General features: G+C 56.6%; 18 protein-coding genes and 2 pseudogenes. 10 read left to right on the top strand and 10 right to left on the bottom strand.

Annotated features, from left to right (window positions below; genetic code table 11):
* Positions 1-68 precede the first annotated feature (68 nt).
* The 3 genes from H6F59_RS22460 (at position 69) to H6F59_RS22450 (ending at position 2,102) form a co-directional block, all read left to right on the top strand.
* On the top strand, positions 69-371 hold the full coding sequence (locus H6F59_RS22460; protein WP_190705992.1) for a hypothetical protein: 303 nt from the start codon (positions 69-71) through the stop codon (positions 369-371).
* Between the two features lie 175 nt (positions 372-546).
* Positions 547-1,398 (top strand): hypothetical protein, encoded by an 852-nt coding sequence (locus tag H6F59_RS22455; protein ID WP_190705991.1) that lies wholly within the window; start codon positions 547-549, stop codon positions 1,396-1,398.
* 191 nt (positions 1,399-1,589) lie between these two features.
* Positions 1,590-2,102, top strand: coding sequence for a DUF2396 family protein (locus H6F59_RS22450; RefSeq protein WP_190705990.1), 513 nt, complete (start codon positions 1,590-1,592; stop codon positions 2,100-2,102).
* A gap of 34 nt (positions 2,103-2,136) precedes the next feature.
* Here H6F59_RS22450 and H6F59_RS22445 read toward each other — a convergent pair whose 3' ends face one another.
* Both H6F59_RS22445 and H6F59_RS22440 read right to left on the bottom strand, forming a co-directional pair.
* Positions 2,137-3,078 (bottom strand): hypothetical protein, encoded by a 942-nt coding sequence (locus H6F59_RS22445; RefSeq protein WP_190705989.1) that lies wholly within the window; start codon positions 3,076-3,078, stop codon positions 2,137-2,139.
* Positions 3,079-3,313: 235 nt separating this feature from the next.
* Entirely contained in the window at positions 3,314-4,291 is a 978-nt protein-coding gene (locus tag H6F59_RS22440) for an RluA family pseudouridine synthase (protein WP_199325932.1), read from the bottom strand.
* A 27-nt stretch (positions 4,292-4,318) separates the two neighbouring features.
* Between H6F59_RS22440 and H6F59_RS22435 the strand changes: the two genes are divergently transcribed.
* Entirely contained in the window at positions 4,319-4,783 is a 465-nt protein-coding gene (locus H6F59_RS22435) for a VOC family protein (RefSeq protein WP_190705988.1), read from the top strand.
* Positions 4,784-5,026: 243 nt separating this feature from the next.
* The gene (locus H6F59_RS22430; protein ID WP_190705985.1) at positions 5,027-5,437 is read left to right on the top strand and encodes a biopolymer transporter ExbD; all 411 of its coding nucleotides are present in this window, start codon (positions 5,027-5,029) and stop codon (positions 5,435-5,437) included.
* A 61-nt stretch (positions 5,438-5,498) separates the two neighbouring features.
* On the opposite strand, the gene dxs is transcribed toward H6F59_RS22430, so the two are convergent.
* Entirely contained in the window at positions 5,499-7,406 is a 1,908-nt protein-coding gene (dxs, locus tag H6F59_RS22425; protein WP_190705982.1) for a 1-deoxy-D-xylulose-5-phosphate synthase, read from the bottom strand.
* A gap of 216 nt (positions 7,407-7,622) precedes the next feature.
* Between dxs and H6F59_RS22420 the strand changes: the two genes are divergently transcribed.
* Entirely contained in the window at positions 7,623-8,147 is a 525-nt protein-coding gene (locus tag H6F59_RS22420; protein ID WP_190705979.1) for a hypothetical protein, read from the top strand.
* Here the strand turns inward: H6F59_RS22420 and H6F59_RS27740 are convergent.
* Positions 8,144-8,905, bottom strand: a pseudogene (locus H6F59_RS27740) (DUF362 domain-containing protein). The gene H6F59_RS22420 and the pseudogene H6F59_RS27740 sit on opposite strands and share 4 nt — an antisense overlap.
* A 376-nt stretch (positions 8,906-9,281) precedes the next feature.
* Here H6F59_RS27740 and rpsN point away from each other — a divergent pair.
* Entirely contained in the window at positions 9,282-9,584 is a 303-nt protein-coding gene (rpsN, locus tag H6F59_RS22410; RefSeq protein WP_190515003.1) for a 30S ribosomal protein S14, read from the top strand.
* A gap of 127 nt (positions 9,585-9,711) precedes the next feature.
* Here the strand turns inward: rpsN and H6F59_RS22405 are convergent, their stop codons facing one another.
* Entirely contained in the window at positions 9,712-10,287 is a 576-nt protein-coding gene (locus H6F59_RS22405; RefSeq protein WP_190705977.1) for a Uma2 family endonuclease, read from the bottom strand.
* 102 nt (positions 10,288-10,389) lie between these two features.
* Positions 10,390-10,716: pseudogene (locus H6F59_RS22400) on the bottom strand (hypothetical protein); the annotation flags it as partial.
* Positions 10,717-10,863: 147 nt separating this feature from the next.
* Here H6F59_RS22400 and aat point away from each other — a divergent pair.
* Positions 10,864-11,442: a leucyl/phenylalanyl-tRNA--protein transferase gene (gene aat, locus H6F59_RS22395; RefSeq protein WP_190515615.1), complete on the top strand. Its 579-nt coding sequence runs from the start codon at positions 10,864-10,866 to the stop codon at positions 11,440-11,442.
* Here aat and H6F59_RS22390 read toward each other — a convergent pair.
* The gene (locus H6F59_RS22390; RefSeq protein ID WP_190705970.1) at positions 11,416-11,805 is read right to left on the bottom strand and encodes a helix-turn-helix domain-containing protein; all 390 of its coding nucleotides are present in this window, start codon (positions 11,803-11,805) and stop codon (positions 11,416-11,418) included. The genes aat and H6F59_RS22390 overlap by 27 nt on opposite strands.
* A gap of 178 nt (positions 11,806-11,983) precedes the next feature.
* Here H6F59_RS22390 and H6F59_RS22385 point away from each other — a divergent pair, with 178 nt between their 5' ends.
* A complete protein-coding gene (locus H6F59_RS22385; RefSeq protein WP_190705964.1) occupies positions 11,984-12,592 on the top strand; it encodes a flavodoxin family protein in 609 nt (202 codons plus the stop codon).
* A 79-nt stretch (positions 12,593-12,671) separates the two neighbouring features.
* On the opposite strand, the gene H6F59_RS22380 is transcribed toward H6F59_RS22385, so the two are convergent.
* Positions 12,672-13,004 carry a helix-turn-helix domain-containing protein gene (locus tag H6F59_RS22380; protein ID WP_190705959.1) on the bottom strand — a complete coding sequence of 111 codons (333 nt, stop codon included), beginning with the start codon at positions 13,002-13,004 and terminating at the stop codon, positions 12,672-12,674.
* A gap of 116 nt (positions 13,005-13,120) precedes the next feature.
* On the opposite strand from H6F59_RS22380, the gene H6F59_RS22375 reads away from it, so the two are divergent.
* The gene (locus H6F59_RS22375; protein ID WP_190705956.1) at positions 13,121-13,864 is read left to right on the top strand and encodes an SDR family oxidoreductase; all 744 of its coding nucleotides are present in this window, start codon (positions 13,121-13,123) and stop codon (positions 13,862-13,864) included.
* Between the two features lie 22 nt (positions 13,865-13,886).
* Here the strand turns inward: H6F59_RS22375 and H6F59_RS22370 are convergent, their stop codons facing one another.
* Together H6F59_RS22370 and H6F59_RS22365 are read right to left on the bottom strand one after the other, a co-directional pair.
* Positions 13,887-15,176: a Glu/Leu/Phe/Val dehydrogenase gene (locus H6F59_RS22370; RefSeq protein WP_190705954.1), complete on the bottom strand. Its 1,290-nt coding sequence runs from the start codon at positions 15,174-15,176 to the stop codon at positions 13,887-13,889.
* A gap of 134 nt (positions 15,177-15,310) precedes the next feature.
* Positions 15,311-16,855 (bottom strand): bifunctional diguanylate cyclase/phosphodiesterase (locus H6F59_RS22365; RefSeq protein WP_190705952.1); only part of this gene is annotated, 1,545 nt, incomplete at its 5' end.

Below are 16,855 nucleotides of genomic sequence, written 5' to 3'. Positions count from 1 at the left end.
TTGCTGGACAGGATGGTTAAAATGTCTTAACTTTCTGACTGAGTACAATTCTCTACCCAACTTCGCCCATGAACGCCTCCGTAGACCGCGCTAACGTTCAGGCAACGGCTCTATCCAATGGAGCAGACCTAGAACCAGCGGCAGCCCCCCAGGAAGCTCTAGGAGCTGTAGCCCCAGTTGCCCGTGAAACAGCCCCCGCTGCCAACGATAAAATTTGCTGGATTGAAGTGCGCCAGGCTCCCTACCACCCCAATCAGCAGGTGGAGCTGCTGCACTTGCAGGCCGAGGCCGAGGCTTTGCTATTGCAGCTGCAGGCTAAGCACCAGCGGCGCCAGAGCACCCCTAGCGGGGCTGTAGAGTCTCTCGTCTAACACAAATGGCGCTGTTGCCCTGCGATTTTCGCCGGGATGCTCGTTCCGAGCCGGCTCCCGTTTCTGGGATGCCGTAGGCTTTACGCTCCGCAAATTGCCCCCAATCCCTAGCGGAAATGCGCCACTTTCTGAGAAATTCGCTATGGTTAGGGGGATTTTGTGGGGAGATGCCGTGATGACCTACTCTGCCAAGCCAAGGCAAGCTAGAGAGCCCAAGCTAAAAAGCCTAGCCAACCGGAAGCTGTACTCTGCGATCGCAGGGGGCTTGCTGCTGGCGATCGCGGCTGGGGCTACCATAAAACTCACCACAGCCGACTCCCGCACCAATGAGGTCACCGAGGTCGCTCCGGTTTCCGACCAAGCCGCCGATAGCGCTCTGACCCCCGCTACTGGGGAAGCGGCTACTCCCTTTCAATCAAAACCTTTCCATGCGGCATCGCCACCGCTGAGGCTGGCCGACCCGAGCCTGCTGCGCTCTACCTCTCCTCAGGCTCGCGTAGAAGCGATCGCGGCTGGTCGTTCTGATCCGTTTGCCTCAGTAGTGTTGCCAGGCCCGAAAGTATCGCGTTCCAGACCGGCCGCAGCCGTGTTGACGCCAGCCCCTGCTGTGGCCAGAGGTCAGGCGCTACCGACGGTGCCAGTGTCGGCAACCCAGAGTTTGCCCCCTCTGCCCCAAGTGACCCAGTCTGTGGCCCTGCCTAACCTACCGGCCCCCTTCCTACCCGGTAGCGTGCCGCCTACTCCCACAGACCTTGCTGTTGCACCCACCGGCAGCCCGGCCTTTCAAAATCTGGTCGACCAAGTGGTGGTGAGCGGCGTAGTTCAAGTAGGCAGCGGCATTAGCGTGATTATCACCGAGCCTGGTAGCACCGTCAGCCGTCGTGTTGCCCAGGGCGACATGCTAGCTGGTGGTCGCATCAGACTTAAATCAGTGGACATGTCTGGGCAAGAGCCCATGGTAGTGCTGACCTATGACGGTAAGGACTACACTCGTACTGTTGGGGCTCCCATGGTGAGTGCTCTTTAGCGGTTTGGCACTCCCAACCATAGCTGTAACGCTGGCAAAGCAAAGTTTTGCTTAAGTTTAGCGGCTCACCCAACTTAAGATTGATATACAGAAGGGGTTAGCTAGGTGGCTAGGAGCAGATAGCGCTAGTCCAATCAATCAGTGGCGCTTGATACCTTAGCGGTCAGTCAGTCAGCTTGGGGGAGTTACCCATGGGCGGTAGTCAGACATCTTTTGGTAAAAGAGGGGCACCGCGATCGCTGGGGCTTGAAGGGGACGCCTACGAGTGCCCAGTCTGCCGCCATGGGCAAATTCAATCAATGACATTGATGGATACCTACGCCTGTAGCTTTTGCCGCCATATTTTTGAAGTCAACCTCGACCAGCAAACGGTGCATGTGGTAGACAGCGTACAGCCCATGGGCTGGCGCTGGCAGGGTTGGCGTTGGCAACCGCTTTACCAAAGCCGGAGAGACCTCACTCTAATTCTCTGGCTAGTAGGGTTGACCCTGGTCATTCTCCCAGCCGGTCTAGTTGCCTTGGGGGGCTACGTGTTCCCACCCCTAGAAGCTACGGGAGTGAACTGGTCTTTGGTTTGGGCGATCGGTACGTTAGCCGCCCACGGCGCCATGGTGGGCTGGTTGATCGCCGAGCATTACCAATTTCCGCTCTACGTGATGGCCAAAATTCGTTTGCAAAGATTGCTAGAACGCCTGCCAGACTAACCGACACAGCTGGCCACGAGGACAATTCTTGTCTCTATTGGCAGTCGGTCGATGAAAACCAAATCAGAGGAATCTTGGCGTCGCTGCGCCAGCGGACCCAGCCCTCTGAGATGCTAGAGCCAGGCAGGGCGGTACACCCTTGGGCCGGTTGAGTAACCCGCACCCGCAGCCAGTCGCCTTCGAGATCGAGAGGTTGAATGATGCTGTTAGAGCCTACCAGGGCCTGGAGCGGGGCGGTACCGCTGGGTGCCAATCGCATAGGTTGAGCCAGACCCGGTCGCCGGAACTCAATCCGAGAGGCATCTTGCATAGATGACTCCCAAGTTTCAACAGTGAGAGGCACGGTACCTAGCTCCAGGTGAGAGATGTGGGCCCAGGCGGCTCCGGCAGGAGTGTATTGGAAACGAAACCAACCATCGGAGCGAATTTCTAAAACTGGAAAGGTGTAAACCTGCTGCTCAGTTTGCACCATAGAAAAAGCAGCATCGCGGCCAATGGCTAGAGGGGTCCCGCCGTTGGGCACAAGCCAGCCGTTGATCAGCCATCCCCAGTGGGCACTGTCTGGACTGGGGTAAATGGGTAGGGCTACATCTCGAAGCCAGCTAGCGCCCGAGAGGCCCTCCGTAGTATCGGTTGACAGGTTGACGGGACGCAGGTGTCCGACCCCGATGTCGTCGTTGGCGGCTGGGGTAAGGCCAATGATGCCCGTTACGTCTGGGATAATGGGGTCGGGAAGAGGCGTCGGTAAGGGCGGCAGACTAGGAGTCGAAGCGTCTTGTTTGCCCCTAAGGTCTTGGGTAATGGAGGGCAGTTCTGGTGCAGCCCAAAGAGAGTTGACTGTAGCCGTTCCTAACCAGGTGGTGGCTAAAAACCCGATCGCAAAGGTGAGCAACCGGTCTGAATGGCCTAGTCTGTTTTGTTCTGAAGTATGGCCCAAGGGCCGTGGCAGCTGAGACAGAGGAGGACGCATAGCCATCACAACTGGGAAGGACAAAGGTCAGAACTTGGTAGCAGTACGGCTGCGATCGCCGTTTGGATGCCCTAGACCGACTCGATTATGGTTTAGTCTGCCCACCGTAAGCCGCTTGCCGGGCTCGCTTAATCAACACTTAACTCCATTGTGACCAATGCAACATCGTTGCCCATAAAACATTCTGTAATTGCCGCTAGCGCCGATCCACTCAACCCCATCGCCCCAGGCCATTGTCTGGCTAAACCGACCGGCTCCTGAGCACGGTCAACAACTTGAGAAAGTGCTCAGGTAGGGGGGCGATCGCCACTACTGTCTCCCCCGTCATTGGATGGCGCAGCTCTAGCCGCTCGGCATGGAGCGCCTGACCGGGCAGCTTCACCCCCACATCGCGCCCAGTACCGTAGGTAGGGTCACCAACGATGGGATGGCCCATGTGAGTACTGTGGACGCGAATCTGGTGGGTGCGCCCGGTTTCTAAGCGAAAGCGCAGCAGCGAGAAGTTGCCCAAGCGTTCTTCCACCTGCCAGTGGGTAACGGCGGTGCGGCCTTTCTCTAAGGGAACGACGGCATGCTTTTTGCGATCGATGGGGTGACGGCCCAGGGGCGCATCAATCGTGCCGGAGGTGGTTTTGGGCGCACCGTAGACTAAGCCCAGGTATTCGCGGCGGGCGGTTTTGGCCTTCATCTGGGCTTGCAGGTCACTGTGGGCCAGGTCGGTTTTGGCCACCACAATCGCCCCAGTTGTGTTTTTGTCGAGCCGGTGCACAATGCCGGGGCGCTGCACGCCGCCAATGCCCAACAGCTGGTCGCCGCAGTGGGCCAGTATGGCGTTGACCAGGGTGCCGCTCATGTTGCCAGGGGCAGGATGCACCACCAGTCCAGCGGGCTTATTGAGAATGATTAAATGCTCGTCTTCGTAAAGAACATCGAGGGAAATGGCCTCAGCGATGAGTTCCAGCGGGCTGGGTGCAGGAATGGTGAGACGAATGCGATCGCCCACCTGCACTGCCTCTTTTTTATTAGTGCAGAGCTGGCCGTTGAGCTGCACATACTGACAATCGATCAGCTTTTGAACGCGGTTACGGGAAAGTTCGTCCACGTTGGCGGTCAGCCAGCGATCGAGCCGGTCGGGGTCGGGGACAGTGACGGTGAGTTCGAGGGTTTGATCGGCGATGGCTAAGGGACTGAGCGCAGTAGGAGTTCTATAATCCATCATAATTCGCTCTTTTCTCGGACGCGTTCTATGAGCACCAGCCCTGCAACGTTAACCGCTCTGCTACCCGGTCAACTGCGCCGCATCCACCACCTGGCGTTGAACGTGAAGGATATGGCTGCCTCACGGCGCTTCTATGGCGGATTGCTAGGCCTCAAGGAGTTAACCGGAGATGAGGTAGATGACACGCTTAAAGAACTGGTAGCCACGGGCAAGGTCGCTAACTTTGTTACCCCCGACGGCCTGATTCTCGATTTATTTGGTGCTCCCGATCTGGAACCACCCGATCCTGATCCCGAAAAATCCTTTACCCGCGCTTACCACCTGGCCTTTGACATTGACCCCGCGCAGTTCGATCAGGCCTTGGCAGTACTGGAGGCGAATGGGGTTGCGATCGCCCACGGCCCCGTCACCCGACCCACCGGGCGCGGCGTCTACTTTTACGACCCCGACGGCTTTATGGTAGAAATTCGCTGCAACCCAGTTGAGGCTTAGAGCACGGAACTATCAAAGGACGACCTGCCAGGCGGTTGGTATCGCTACCTTCGTTTTGTCCAGTTTCCCCATGATGAGGCGGTTAAAAAGTGCGATCGCATAACTACTCTCTGACATTCCAGTCGCTGGCCAAGCGTGAATAGACGAGTTCTTGAGTCAGCTAAAGGGTTGCTATGATTAAGCGGTCAGGATTGGAGTTCGCTTGACTCATCTACTCTTCTAGTAACGCCTGAAGGACATTCCATGCGATTTAAGGCTCAATCTGACAAGCGTGATTTGCCCGAGATCAACCTCGTGCCTATGATGGACGTCTTAATGACGATCCTGGTGTTTTTCATCATCATTTCAATGACGGCTGAGTTTAATCAGCAGGCAGTCGATGTTCAGCTGCCCTCGACCGAATCGGGCGGTAGTGCTGTTGGCCAGCCAGACCCGCTGATCGTTGAGCTAGATCAACAAGAGCAGCTTTACTTGGCAGGGCAGCCCGTTGATTCAGCCACGATGGCTCAGCAAATTCAGCAGTATCTCGCTGAAGATCCGAAGGGCGTAATTGTCTTAAAAGCCGATTATCAGCTGAGCTATCAGCAAATTGTCGAAGTGCTCGGGCCAATGCGAGCCGTGGGCGGTGCCCAGGTTTCTCTAGCGATTGAATAATAAATCAGCAAAAAACAAAGTCCCCCAGTGAGTAACTCATTGGGGGACTTTGTTGTGCAGGTTATCGAACCAGAGCGGGTTTTTCGACCTGGTAGGTGGCGAGAATGCGCTCAGCCATCTGGGGCGGAGTTAGGCCCAGAGAGGCCTTCGACTGGTCGGGGGAGGCATGATCCACCAGCACATCGGGCACACCGATACGCAGCACTGAAGCCTGCACCTGAGCATCCATGATCGATTCCACCACGGCGGAGCCAAAGCCGCCCATTAGGCAGCCCTCTTCGAAGGTGACCACCTTGCCGATTTCCCGAGCCAGGGGCAAAATCAGCGCCTCGTCGAGGGGTTTGGCGAAGCGGGCGTTGACCACAGTGGCCTCAATGCCGTGCTCACTGAGAATTTCGGCGGTTTGCATGGCGGGGTAAACCATCGAGCCATAGCCCAACAGCAGCACGTCGTCGCCCTGGCGCAGCACTTCCGCTTCACCAATGGGCAGAGGCTCCCAGCCCTCTTCCATTAGCGGGGCACCGTAGCCGCTACCTCGGGGGTAGCGCATGGCGATCGCACCCGCTTTGTAGTCAATCCCAGTTACCATCATCCGCTGCATCTCGGCCTCGTCCTTGGGGGCCATCAGCACGATATTGGGAATGCAGCGCAGGTAGGCGATGTCGTAGAGCCCCTGGTGGGTTGGCCCATCGGCCCCGACGATGCCCGCCCGGTCAAGGCAGAAGAACACCGGCAGCTTTTGAATGCACACGTCGTGGACAATCTGGTCAAAGCCGCGCTGCAAGAAGGTGGAATAGATGGCAGCGACGGGGCGCATGCCTTCGCAAGCCAAGCCAGCGGCCAGGGTAATAGCGTGCTGCTCGGCAATGCCCACATCGATGTACTGCTTGGGCAGCGCCTGCTGGAGCTTGTCTAGCCCGGTGCCCGTGGCCATGGCCGCGGTGATGCCGACAATTTTGGGGTTGTCTTCAGCTAATTTGATCAGGGTTTCGGCAAACACCTTCGAGTAGCTGGGGGGCTTGGGCTTAGTCGAAGGAATACCCTTGCCGGTGGAGAGGTTAAAAGGTGACTGGGCGTGGTAGCCGACCTGGTCTTTTTCGGCGATCGCATAGCCCTTGCCCTTGGTAGTCGCCACATGCACCAGCACGGGACCGGTGTGCTTGTGAGCTTCTTTGAAGGTGGTGATCAGCTCTTGCAGGTTGTGGCCATCCACCGGCCCCATGTAGGTAAAGCCCAGCTCCTCAAACACGGCCCCCACCTTGGGCACCGCCAGGCGCTTCATGCCTTCCTTGACTCGGTCGAGCTCAGGAGACAACGACTCACCTAAGAAGGGCAGGTGCTTGAATTGCTCTTCAAGGTTGTCGGTGAGAAACTGCACCGGCGGGCTGAGGCGCATTTTGTTGAGATAGCGCGGAATTGCGCCCACGTTGGGTGAGATCGACATTTCGTTGTCGTTGAGCACCACCAGCAGGTTGGTGTGGGGCAGGTGACCGGCGTGGTTGATGGCCTCTAGAGCCATACCGCCAGTGAGCGCACCGTCGCCGATAATGGCGGCCACCTTGTAGTTGTCGCCGCTGAGATCGCGAGCCAAAGCCATGCCCAAAGCCGCTGAAATACTGGTGGAGGCGTGGCCAGCGCCAAAGTGGTCAAACTTGCTCTCGCTGCGCTTGAGATAGCCCGCCACCCCATCCTTTTGGCGCAGGGTGTGAAAGTCGTGATAGCGGCCGGTGATCAGCTTGTGGGGATAGGCTTGGTGGCCCACATCCCAGGTGACTTTGTCGCGATCGAGGTCGAGGGTTTGATATAGGGCCAGGGTCAGCTCCACTACCCCTAGCCCAGGGCCCAAGTGCCCACCGCTGGCCGCCACGGTTTCCAGATGCTTTTCGCGAATCTGGCGGGCCACGTCTTCGAGCTGGCGAATAGATAGACCGTGGAGTTGATTGGGGTGAGTTATGTCACTCAGGTGCATACTGCCTTAACCTCTGCGTCACGAAATTGAGTTTTTCCTGCTACTCTTCACTGTAGAAGATTCAACGACCAGAAACATTGAGGAGGGCAAGCATTGGTTAAAGCCAATGGAGCCCAGGCTAATCTAGAGGACTAATCCTCTGTAATCAATTGACCAACAGACTGTAACCGCTAATTACGCCCGTTAACCAAGCGATATAACCTTTAACGTTCTGTTATGGTTCACTTTCTAACTTCTGTCACCCATCGCCAGTGCCTTGCAATACCGTTTGCCCTAATCACAGGGCTGACAACCTCCATGGTGATTCTCTCTGCCCCTCAAGCGATCGCCAATGATTTTGAATCCTGCGCTAGCCGCCTAATCGGAGCTGGCATTGCTGGGCCGGATGCCGCTGGGGCCTGTGGCCAAGCCCTATACCCCATCGATCTGGCCAGCTGCACCGTTGACGTCATCGGTGTCGCCGAAGTCGATGCCGAGCAGGCTCTAGTGGCCTGCCAGAGCGATCGTCGTCCCCAGGAGCTAGCCACCTGCGTCAGCGACATTCACCAGGGTCTAGAGGTCGCCAACTCTACCGCCGTGCTAAACAACTGCCGCAGCAGCGTGCTGCCCGTGCGGTTTTCTGACTGCGTCGTAGGCGTGGCTACCGCAGCTAGCTTAGCTGTGGCCGACTCCATGAGCCAATGCATTGCCGCCGGCTACCGCCCAGAGGATGTCGCTCCCACCTTCATTTTTTCTCGTTAACCCTGGCGCTGATGCTCTAGAACAGTGATGTAATCGGGGACATCTTCTTGACCCACTTGGCAGGCTGTTCTGTCTACCGCTAGCAGGTCATCACCGTAGATCACCTGGCCAATGGGAACACCGTCGCCGCGATCGGGCTGCCAGTCACGGCTGATGAACTTTTCGGTGCAATCCACCACTCCCTCCGCGAAGAAGTGCTCTAGGGTGTAGTAAACATCCTGCAAGACTAGGGACACCGACGGGCGATGTAGCTGTCCACGTGAACTGGCGCTACGGGCTTTGTATTTCTCTCTAGGAAAGAGGCCGTAGAGGTTTTTCAGGGACGCTGAAATCAGCGGTGCGCCTTTCTAGCTAAGTGCGCTTAAAGGCGCTAACTGAGAGGCAGCAATCGACCTTTTGCAGCAGCTTAGGTGCCCACATGGTTTTGAACCGCACCGGGCTGGGAGAGCGGTTAGGGTATTCGACCAGCTCTAGCTCATCGGCATTGAGCAGCTGAACCTTTGTTGATAAAAGCTGCTGGACACCAAGCTTAGCCATCATGGTGTCGAAGGAGACTTTAGAGCAAACCCCTTCAACGATAAAGATTTCAGCGCTAGGGCTGTATTCCTGAAGCCCTCGTATGACTGCTTGCAGCACCGCCATGCTGACGGTAACAGGTGGCCCGACGGGGTAGCCCAGATTGGGCTTGACCAGAATGCGTTAAGCCGATTGGACAGCAGCGGGGGGGTGTAGTGGAAGCGATCGCTAGAAGTAGCCACCACCGAGGCTGAAACGGATATAGGGCTGCACTGAAGTACGGGTACTAACTGCTAACTAATGAACTGCACCACAATAATGCCAATAGCCCAGGCAAAGAAAATCCAGGTGATTAAGCTTGTCATCGTTACTCCTGCCAAACAATTCTTTCGGCAATAAAAAACCTCTCGTTCTAATGTAGTTGGCTATTTCAGCCATTTAGAGGGCAGAAAACCGAACCCATTTTATAGGTGGAGTCATCCATGAGATAGTCCCACCTGGGCCACCGAGAGGGGACCCAGAAAAAACCTGGGTGCCGGGGTTTACTCTCCTGGGTTGAGTCGCGTATAGTAGTAGACTGTGTCTGTGATAAAAAGGTCTTACGGCTAGAGAAACCAAATGGCTAAGAAAAGCATGATTGCGCGGGAGCGCAAGCGGGAAAAGATGGTAGCGCAGTACGCTAAGAAGCGTGAGGCCCTGCTAGAAGAGTTTGACAAAGCTGCCAACCAGCAAGAGAAGGTGGCAGTCCACCGCAAAATTCAGCAACTTCCCCGCAACAGCGCGCCGACTCGCCTGCACAATCGCTGCTGGATGACCGGTCGCCCCCGGGGCTACTATCGCGACTTTGGTCTGTGCCGCAACAAGCTGCGCGAAATGGCTCACCAGGGTATGCTGCCCGGAGTCGTCAAGTCGAGCTGGTAAGGCAGACTTTCGCCTTTTGAACCAACCTAGGGCTTCTGTAAAAGTCTTTAGGGTTTGCTTATCAAAAGGGTCTTGAGCAATACTCAAGACCCTTTTGTTTGGGAATTTACAGAAATCACGTAACTATCTATCCCCAAATCTCGGCCATCACCAGCACAAAACCGGGCAGAACCTCTTCTCCAGAGAGCTGTTCCGGCTGGCTCAAATACTCTGGAGGTCGCCCCAAACGGTAGATTTCTACTCGTTTTTCCTTGGGATCGATTAGCCAACCTAGCCGCACGCCACAGTCACGATATTCAGCCATCTTGTGCTGAAGGGTAGCCAGCTTGTCCGTCGCCGATCGCAGCTCAATCACAAAATCGGGGGCTAGGGATAAAAACTTAGCTGGGTCTGGGGCCAAGGCTTCAATACGCAATTTTGCTACCCAGGCGACATCGGGCGAGCGATCGGCTCCATTTGGGAGAGAGAACCCGGTGGAAGAGTCAAACACGAAGCCTGTGCCATCTTGTTCGGCCCAGGCCCCTACCCGCAAGTTGAGCTTGGAATTTTGACGACCAGACTCCCAGCCGGTGGGTGGCATGAGAATTAAATCTCCTGTGCTGCTGCGTTCGAGGCGAATGTCGTGGTTAACTTTGCACAGCTCATAGAACTGTTCGCGGGTGAGCCGCACCACCGGGTCGAGGGTTAGGGTCAGTGAAGTCATAGCCCTAGGATAACGACTGATCGCTTTGGGTTAGGTAATCTCGCTCTCGGCATCGCCGCCATCGGATAGCTTGCCTACGCGGCTGGCCTCCAGGGTGGTGGAGCGGCCGCAGCAGCGATCGATCCCCAAGCTATCAAACAGGAGGTCACCCACGGCGTTGGCGACGGTAAACTCGCCGTAAAAACTCTCAGAAAAATCAAAGGCTTGCAGCTCAGTCAAGATCGCCATCACTAGCGAGCCGACATCGTTTTCGCCCTCCATACGCTGGCGGACAAACACCTGCGAAACGCGCTCGGCGATCTTGCGGTTGGCCGGTTCCGGCAGATACTCTGCATTCAGCCAGGTCAACAACGCTGCCTTGAGCCACTGCCCCTCCTGTTGAGCATCCTCTGGCGGCGGCAGCATAATGGGGCTAAGGGGGTCAGTCATCTTGAGTGGTGAGGAAACCAGGAAAACCTTTTGTACACTCAATACTACCGTCTTAGATTCCTGCCTTAGAGTGAAGGCGGCTAAGCGTCAAAAATCATTACTTGCCCGCACCTTGAGCACCCATCTACTCAAACTATTGTGACCTCCATCAAGTACGACCTAGATGCCATCGTTCGCGGTTACTCCCAAGGGTACTTTTTGATGGCCGATGGCGAGGGCGATGACCTGGGCTGGTACTCTAGCCGCCAGCGTACGTTGATTCCGCTAGACGATCGCTTTCGCTACCCCAAATCGCTGCGGCGATCGCTTAACCAAAACCGCTTTCGGGTCGCCATCAACCAAGCCTTTGAGGAGGTAGTCAGCGGCTGCGCCGATCGCGACACCACCTGGATCTCAGACGAACTCCGACAGGTTTATACCGAACTCCACCAGGCGGGCTGGGCCTACAGCTTTGAGACCTGGCAGGGGGATGAGCTGGCGGGGGGCATTCTCGGCCTGGTGATTGGCGGGGCGTTTATTGGCGAGTCGATGTTTTTTCGCATTTCTGAGGGCTCTAAGGTGGCGATGGTCAAGCTGGTCGAGCACCTGCGGCAGCGACACTTTGCCCTATTCGATGCCCAGATGATGAACCCCCACCTGGAGCGGTTTGGGGCTTATGTCGTCGCCGATCGCGAGTACAAAAGCCAGCTCAAAGTAGCCTTAAAGCAAAACTGTAGCTTTCTCTAGCGCCTCTGGTTGGACCTGGGATGACCCACAGCTAGGCAAGTCGCCGTACCAGCGCTGGGCTAAGCCATTGAGCTGGTCGAGAATGGTCACCAGTTCGCCCGCGCGCTCCGTCAGGCTGTAGGTCACCTGGGGCGGCACAGTGGGCTCGTAGTGGCGGTAGACAATGCCCTCTTGCTCTAGCATCCGCAGGCGCTCAGTGAGCATTTTGGTTGAGATTCCTTCCACCTGGCGGCGCAATGCTCCAAACCGCGTGGGGCCACTGGTAGAAAGCATCCAGATGATGTACATAGTCCAGGGCCCCGACAGCAGGTTCATCAAAACGCTGACGGGGCAGGAACTGCGGTCGTTGGTCAATCGGGCCATAGGAGGTTGGGGACGGTTCAAAATGACGTGAGCAGGGCGTGGACAGGTCTTCACCCATTAGCCCGCTCTTCTACCAGAATACTTCCTCCTGCAAGCCACTGGTTACTTTGAGGTTCCTACTTTACTTCAGTAAGTAGTTACTTTTAGTATCTAGACGTAGCTTTCGCCGTACCGCCCTATGTCAACCATCGCAATTGTTTATTTTTCTGGGGGTGGGCACACCCACCTCATGGCCGAAGCGATCGCCACTGGAGTGCACACAGCGGGCCACACCGCCGACCTACTGCGCATTACTGGCGAGCAAATCACGGCTGGTCGCTGGCAAGATGACGGGTTTATGGCTCGCCTGAGCGCTGCTGACGCCATTATGTTTGGCTCCCCCACCTACATGAGCGGCGTAGCGGCCCAGTTCAAAGCGTTTATCGACGGGGCTAGCTCGGCTTGGTTTGTGCAGCAGTGGAAGGACAAAATCGCCGCCGGGTTTACCCACTCCAGTTCTCCCAGCGGCGACAAGCAGGGCACGCTGCTGTATCTATCCATCAACGCGGCCCAACACGGCATGGTGTGGGTGGGAGCAGCCGACATGCCCAGTCAGTATCAGGGCAAAACCGACGGCATCAACCGCTTGGGGTCATTTTTGGGGATTATGGGCCAGAGTCCCATGACGATGGATGGTAGCCCTGCCACCCTCGAATCGGGCGATCGCCTCACCTCGGAGTTGTTTGGCCAGCGCATCGCCGTCGCCGCTGAGCGTTGGACCTCGCAAAAAGTAGCTGTTGCGGCTTAGGCCAAGAATACTTTGGTCAAGAAGGCCGAGACATCACGACAGGTGGTCTTTCAATCCCCAAGAACGCTACCTGTCGCGATCAGGATGGATGGTAAAGAGCCAAATGCACCTCTCCCCACTGGCACAGCGACTGCAACACCGGCACTAAGCTTCGACCGTAGTCGGTGAAAGAATACTCAACCTTGGGCGATTTGCTCAGGTGTGAAACCCGCAGCACAACGCCGTCACCCTCCAACTCTCGCAGCTGCTGAGTCAAAACTTTTTCACTCACTTCGGGCATGAGGCGCTTTAGCTCACTAAACCGCTTTGTTTCATCGCGCAGATGCCAAAGAATCAAAATTTTCCACTTGCCGCCCAGCACATTCAGAGTCGCTTTAACAAACTCTGTTCCTTTAGTAGTTGGCTCTGACATAGTTAAATTTTGGCCGATCGCAGCGGTGATTAGATACTTACGAGAAAGTAAGTACTTTGCAAACCTTGGCACCCAGTATACCGTTGTGAAAATGGGTTAGAAAAAAGGCCGCTGACATGCAGGTAGAGAACGCTGTAGCACTGGTAACTGGAGCGAACGGTGGTATAGGGCAATACTATATCGACAGCCTGCGATCGCTGGGTGCAGCCCGAATCTATGCCGGGGCGCGTCAGCTTAGCAGCTTAGATAATTTGGTGGCTATCGACCCAGACCGCATTATTCCTGTGGCGTTAGATATTACCGATCAAACCACCGTAGAGGCTGTCGCCGCCCAGTGCAGCGACGTCAATTTGCTGATTAATAATGCCGGCATAGGCTTACTCAAAGGCTTTATCTCTGCCCCCGATCTCTCCGCCGCGCGAGCCGAAATGGAGGTGAATTACTTTGGTACGTTGGCGATGTGTCGAGCGTTTGCGCCTGTACTCAAGGCCAATGGTGGCGGTGCGATCGTCAACATGCTGAGCATTTTAGGCCGAGTGAATTTTCCGATGAATGCCTCCTACAGCGCGTCTAAAGGAGCGGGCTATATCTTGACCCAGGGGGTGCGGGCTGAGCTAGCGGCGCAAAACACTCTGGTAGTTGGCGTCATGCCCGCCACGGTAGACACCAAGGGCAGCCAAGATTTTCCGCCGCCTAAGGTAGCCCCAGAGACAGTGGCCCAAGCCGCGCTGCAAGCCGTAATTGATGGCATTGAAGATGTCTACCCCGGTGAACAGGCCCAGGCGATCGCCGCCCAACTGCTCAGTGACCCCAAGGGGGTAGAGAAAGCAATGGCGGCGATGTTGCCCCAGTCAGCGTAGGCCTATCCTGCATGCGCTGGGTCTAGATACCGCTGACGTAGTAGTCACGGGTGCCCTTGGCGTTGAGGGCATCGCCCAGGCGATCGAGGGCGTGCACGTAGGCAGCAGTGCGTGGAGAAATCGCCAGTTCCTGGGCAATTTGCCAGATGCGTTCGCCTTCGGTCACCATCATGGTTTTGAGGCGAGCGTTGACATCCTCAACCGACCAGTAGAGACCGCTGCGGTTTTGCACCCATTCAAAGTAGCTGACGGTGACCCCGCCCGCGTTGACCAAAATATCGGGGAAGACGTAGATGTCTTTGGCCTCTAGGATGCGATCGGCCTCGGAAGTCACGGGGCCGTTGGCCACCTCAAAGATGTAGCGAGCCTGAATGGTGTCAGCATTCTCGGCGGTGATTTGATTTTCCAGCGCCGCCGGAATCAAAATGTCGACATCCAGGGCCAGCAGTTCGTCGTTGGTGAGCACAGAGTGATCGTTCACGATGTTGCACACGGTGCCTTCGCAGTACACCGCCTTGAGGCTACGGGTTGAGGTCTTGAACTGCTGAATGCTAGGGATATCCAACCCTGACGGGGAATAGACGCCGCCCTGGGAGTCGCTAACCGCCACCACTCGATAGCCAGCATCGAACAGCAGCCGGGCGATGACGCTGCCGGCATTGCCGAACCCCTGCACGGCAACGGTGGTGTTTTGCGGCACCTGGCCAAACTTGGCCATCATCGCCTGCAGCACGTAGAAGGCTCCGGTGCCAGTAGCCGTATCGCGCCCCTGGCTGCCGCCCATGCTGAGAGGTTTGCCGGTAATCACCGCCGGGCTCAGTTTGCGACAGATGATGCTGTACTGATCCATCATCCAGCCCATGATCATGGGGTTGGTGTAGACGTCGGGGGCGGGCACGTCGACATCGGGACCGATAAAGTTGGCGATCGCATCAATATATCCCCGGCTCAAGCGCTCTAGCTCAAACTTTGACAGCTCTTTGGGGTTCACTGTGACGCCGCCTTTGGCTCCGCCCAGGGGCAAGTTTAGCGCCGCGCACTTAAAGGTCATCCAAAACGCCAGCGACTGTACCTCGTCAAGATTGACATCGGGGTGAAAGCGAATGCCGCCCTTGGTGGGACCGCGCGTGTCGTCGTAGCGGACTCGGTAGCCCTGAAAGACCTTTAGGGTGCCGTTGTCCATTCGCACCGGAATCGACACGGTAAGGCTGGCCTTGGGATAGCGCAGCCGTTCGGAGGCATCCTCAGAGATCGAAACGTACTTGAGCGCCCGCTCTAGACGGCGGTTAGCATCAGACAAAATAGAGGCCATAGACAAACACCAGGGATGAAGGGATTGGTGAGCAGCGAATTGTGCTGCTGTTACTAAGGTGCCGCCAGGGCGAATCGGCTCCGCCAAATAGCAATATTTTGTATTGTCAGCTACCGTTTTTCTCGCCTGCCCCTTCACAGTGCGGCTAAACAGGTTCCTTCCCGCAGCAGGGTTGTCAAGTTTAGGGCGGTCATGGGTCGGGAGAATAGATAGCCCTGGCCGTAGGCGTAGTTCAGTGACAGCATGAGGTCGCGCTGGCTGGCCTGCTCAATGCCCTCAGCCACCAAGCTAAAGTTGATGCCCTCCGAGAGATTTGCGATCGCCCGACAGATCGCCACTTTCTCCAAATTTTGAGCATTGGTCGGAATGAAATAGCGATCGACTTTGACTTCATCAAAGCGAAACTGCAACAGCTGAGCCAGGCCCGACTGCCCCATACCAAAATCATCGACCTTGAGCCGCAGCGACATATCCCGCAACCCTTGTAGGCTTTGCAGGTAGCGATCGAGGTTGTTGTAGATGCCGCGCTCGGTGATTTCGATGCCAAAGTGGTTGCTGGCAATGCCTGCTCCTGATACCCGCTGCATGATGCGGTCTAAAAAGTCGTCGTCCTCCAGCTCTAGGGGGCTGATGTTAACGGAGAGCGTAAATTGGGGGGCGATCTCCTGCCACTGGGCCAGCTGCTCTAGCGCGTGGCAGAGCACCCAGTCGCTAATGCGGTGCACCAGCCCAGTGGCTTCAGCCACCGGAATAAACTCTGCGGGGGAGACCTTTCCCAGACGAGCCGAATCCCACCGGATGAGGGCTTCAGCTCCGACAATGGCACCGGTGGTCATGTTGCAGATAGGCTGGTAGGCAAGCCAAAACTCGGCTTCGCTGCTGCGCTGCTCTAGGTAGGCTTCGAGGGTGATCTGGCGCAGCCTTCGCCGGGCCAGGTCGCTGTTCCACATCTGAATGCGGTGCTGGGGTAGGTTAGAGCGACGATTGCGCTTAGCCTCTCGTAACGCGGTTTCGGCGGCCTGGAGCAGTCGGTTAATCGAGGTATCTTCCTCAAAGGCGTCGATGGTGCCGCTGGCCACGCCGATGGAGGCACCGACGCTGGCCCCTTCGATTTCGATCGCTAAAATCGCTTCGAGCACGCTGGTGGCGATGGCCACCGGCATCGGGCAGGGCTCAGGGGGGGTCGGGTTGGAGTCGGGCAGCAGCAGCAAAAATTCATCGCCACCGTTGCGCACCGCAATGCCGTTGTAGGTCTGGGCATGGTCTTGCAGCACCGTCGCCACAGCCTTAAGCAGCTCATCGCCCAGGTAGTGACCCCGCTGATCGTTGATCAGCTTGAAGCGATCGAGATCAATAAAGAGGCATACCTCCCAAGCCTCCAGCTCCATCTCCAGCACGCGACGGTTGTAGAGACCGGTGAGCGGGTCGTGGATCACACCGCTCACCTCCGTAAAGGTCATATAGAGCAGGTCGGTGGAGAGCGGCGTAACCAGGGTCATGTACCAGCCAGAGATTTCGCCCTTGTACTGGTATTCAAGCCGCTTCGGTTCACCAGACTCCAGGGCCGCCAGATAAAGGTCGATTAGCGCCACCTGATAGGGGTAAACCTGCTGGCGGTGGGTAGGCATTTTTTCGCAGAGGCGATCGCCCGGCTTCAGCAAACCTTTGGTGATCGCCCT

Source organism: Nodosilinea sp. FACHB-141 (assembly GCF_014696135.1).
Lineage (GTDB): Bacteria > Cyanobacteriota > Cyanobacteriia > Phormidesmidales > Phormidesmidaceae > Nodosilinea.
The sequence above is the reverse complement of the archived record's forward strand: the minus strand, read 5'-3'. Positions and strand labels throughout refer to the sequence as shown.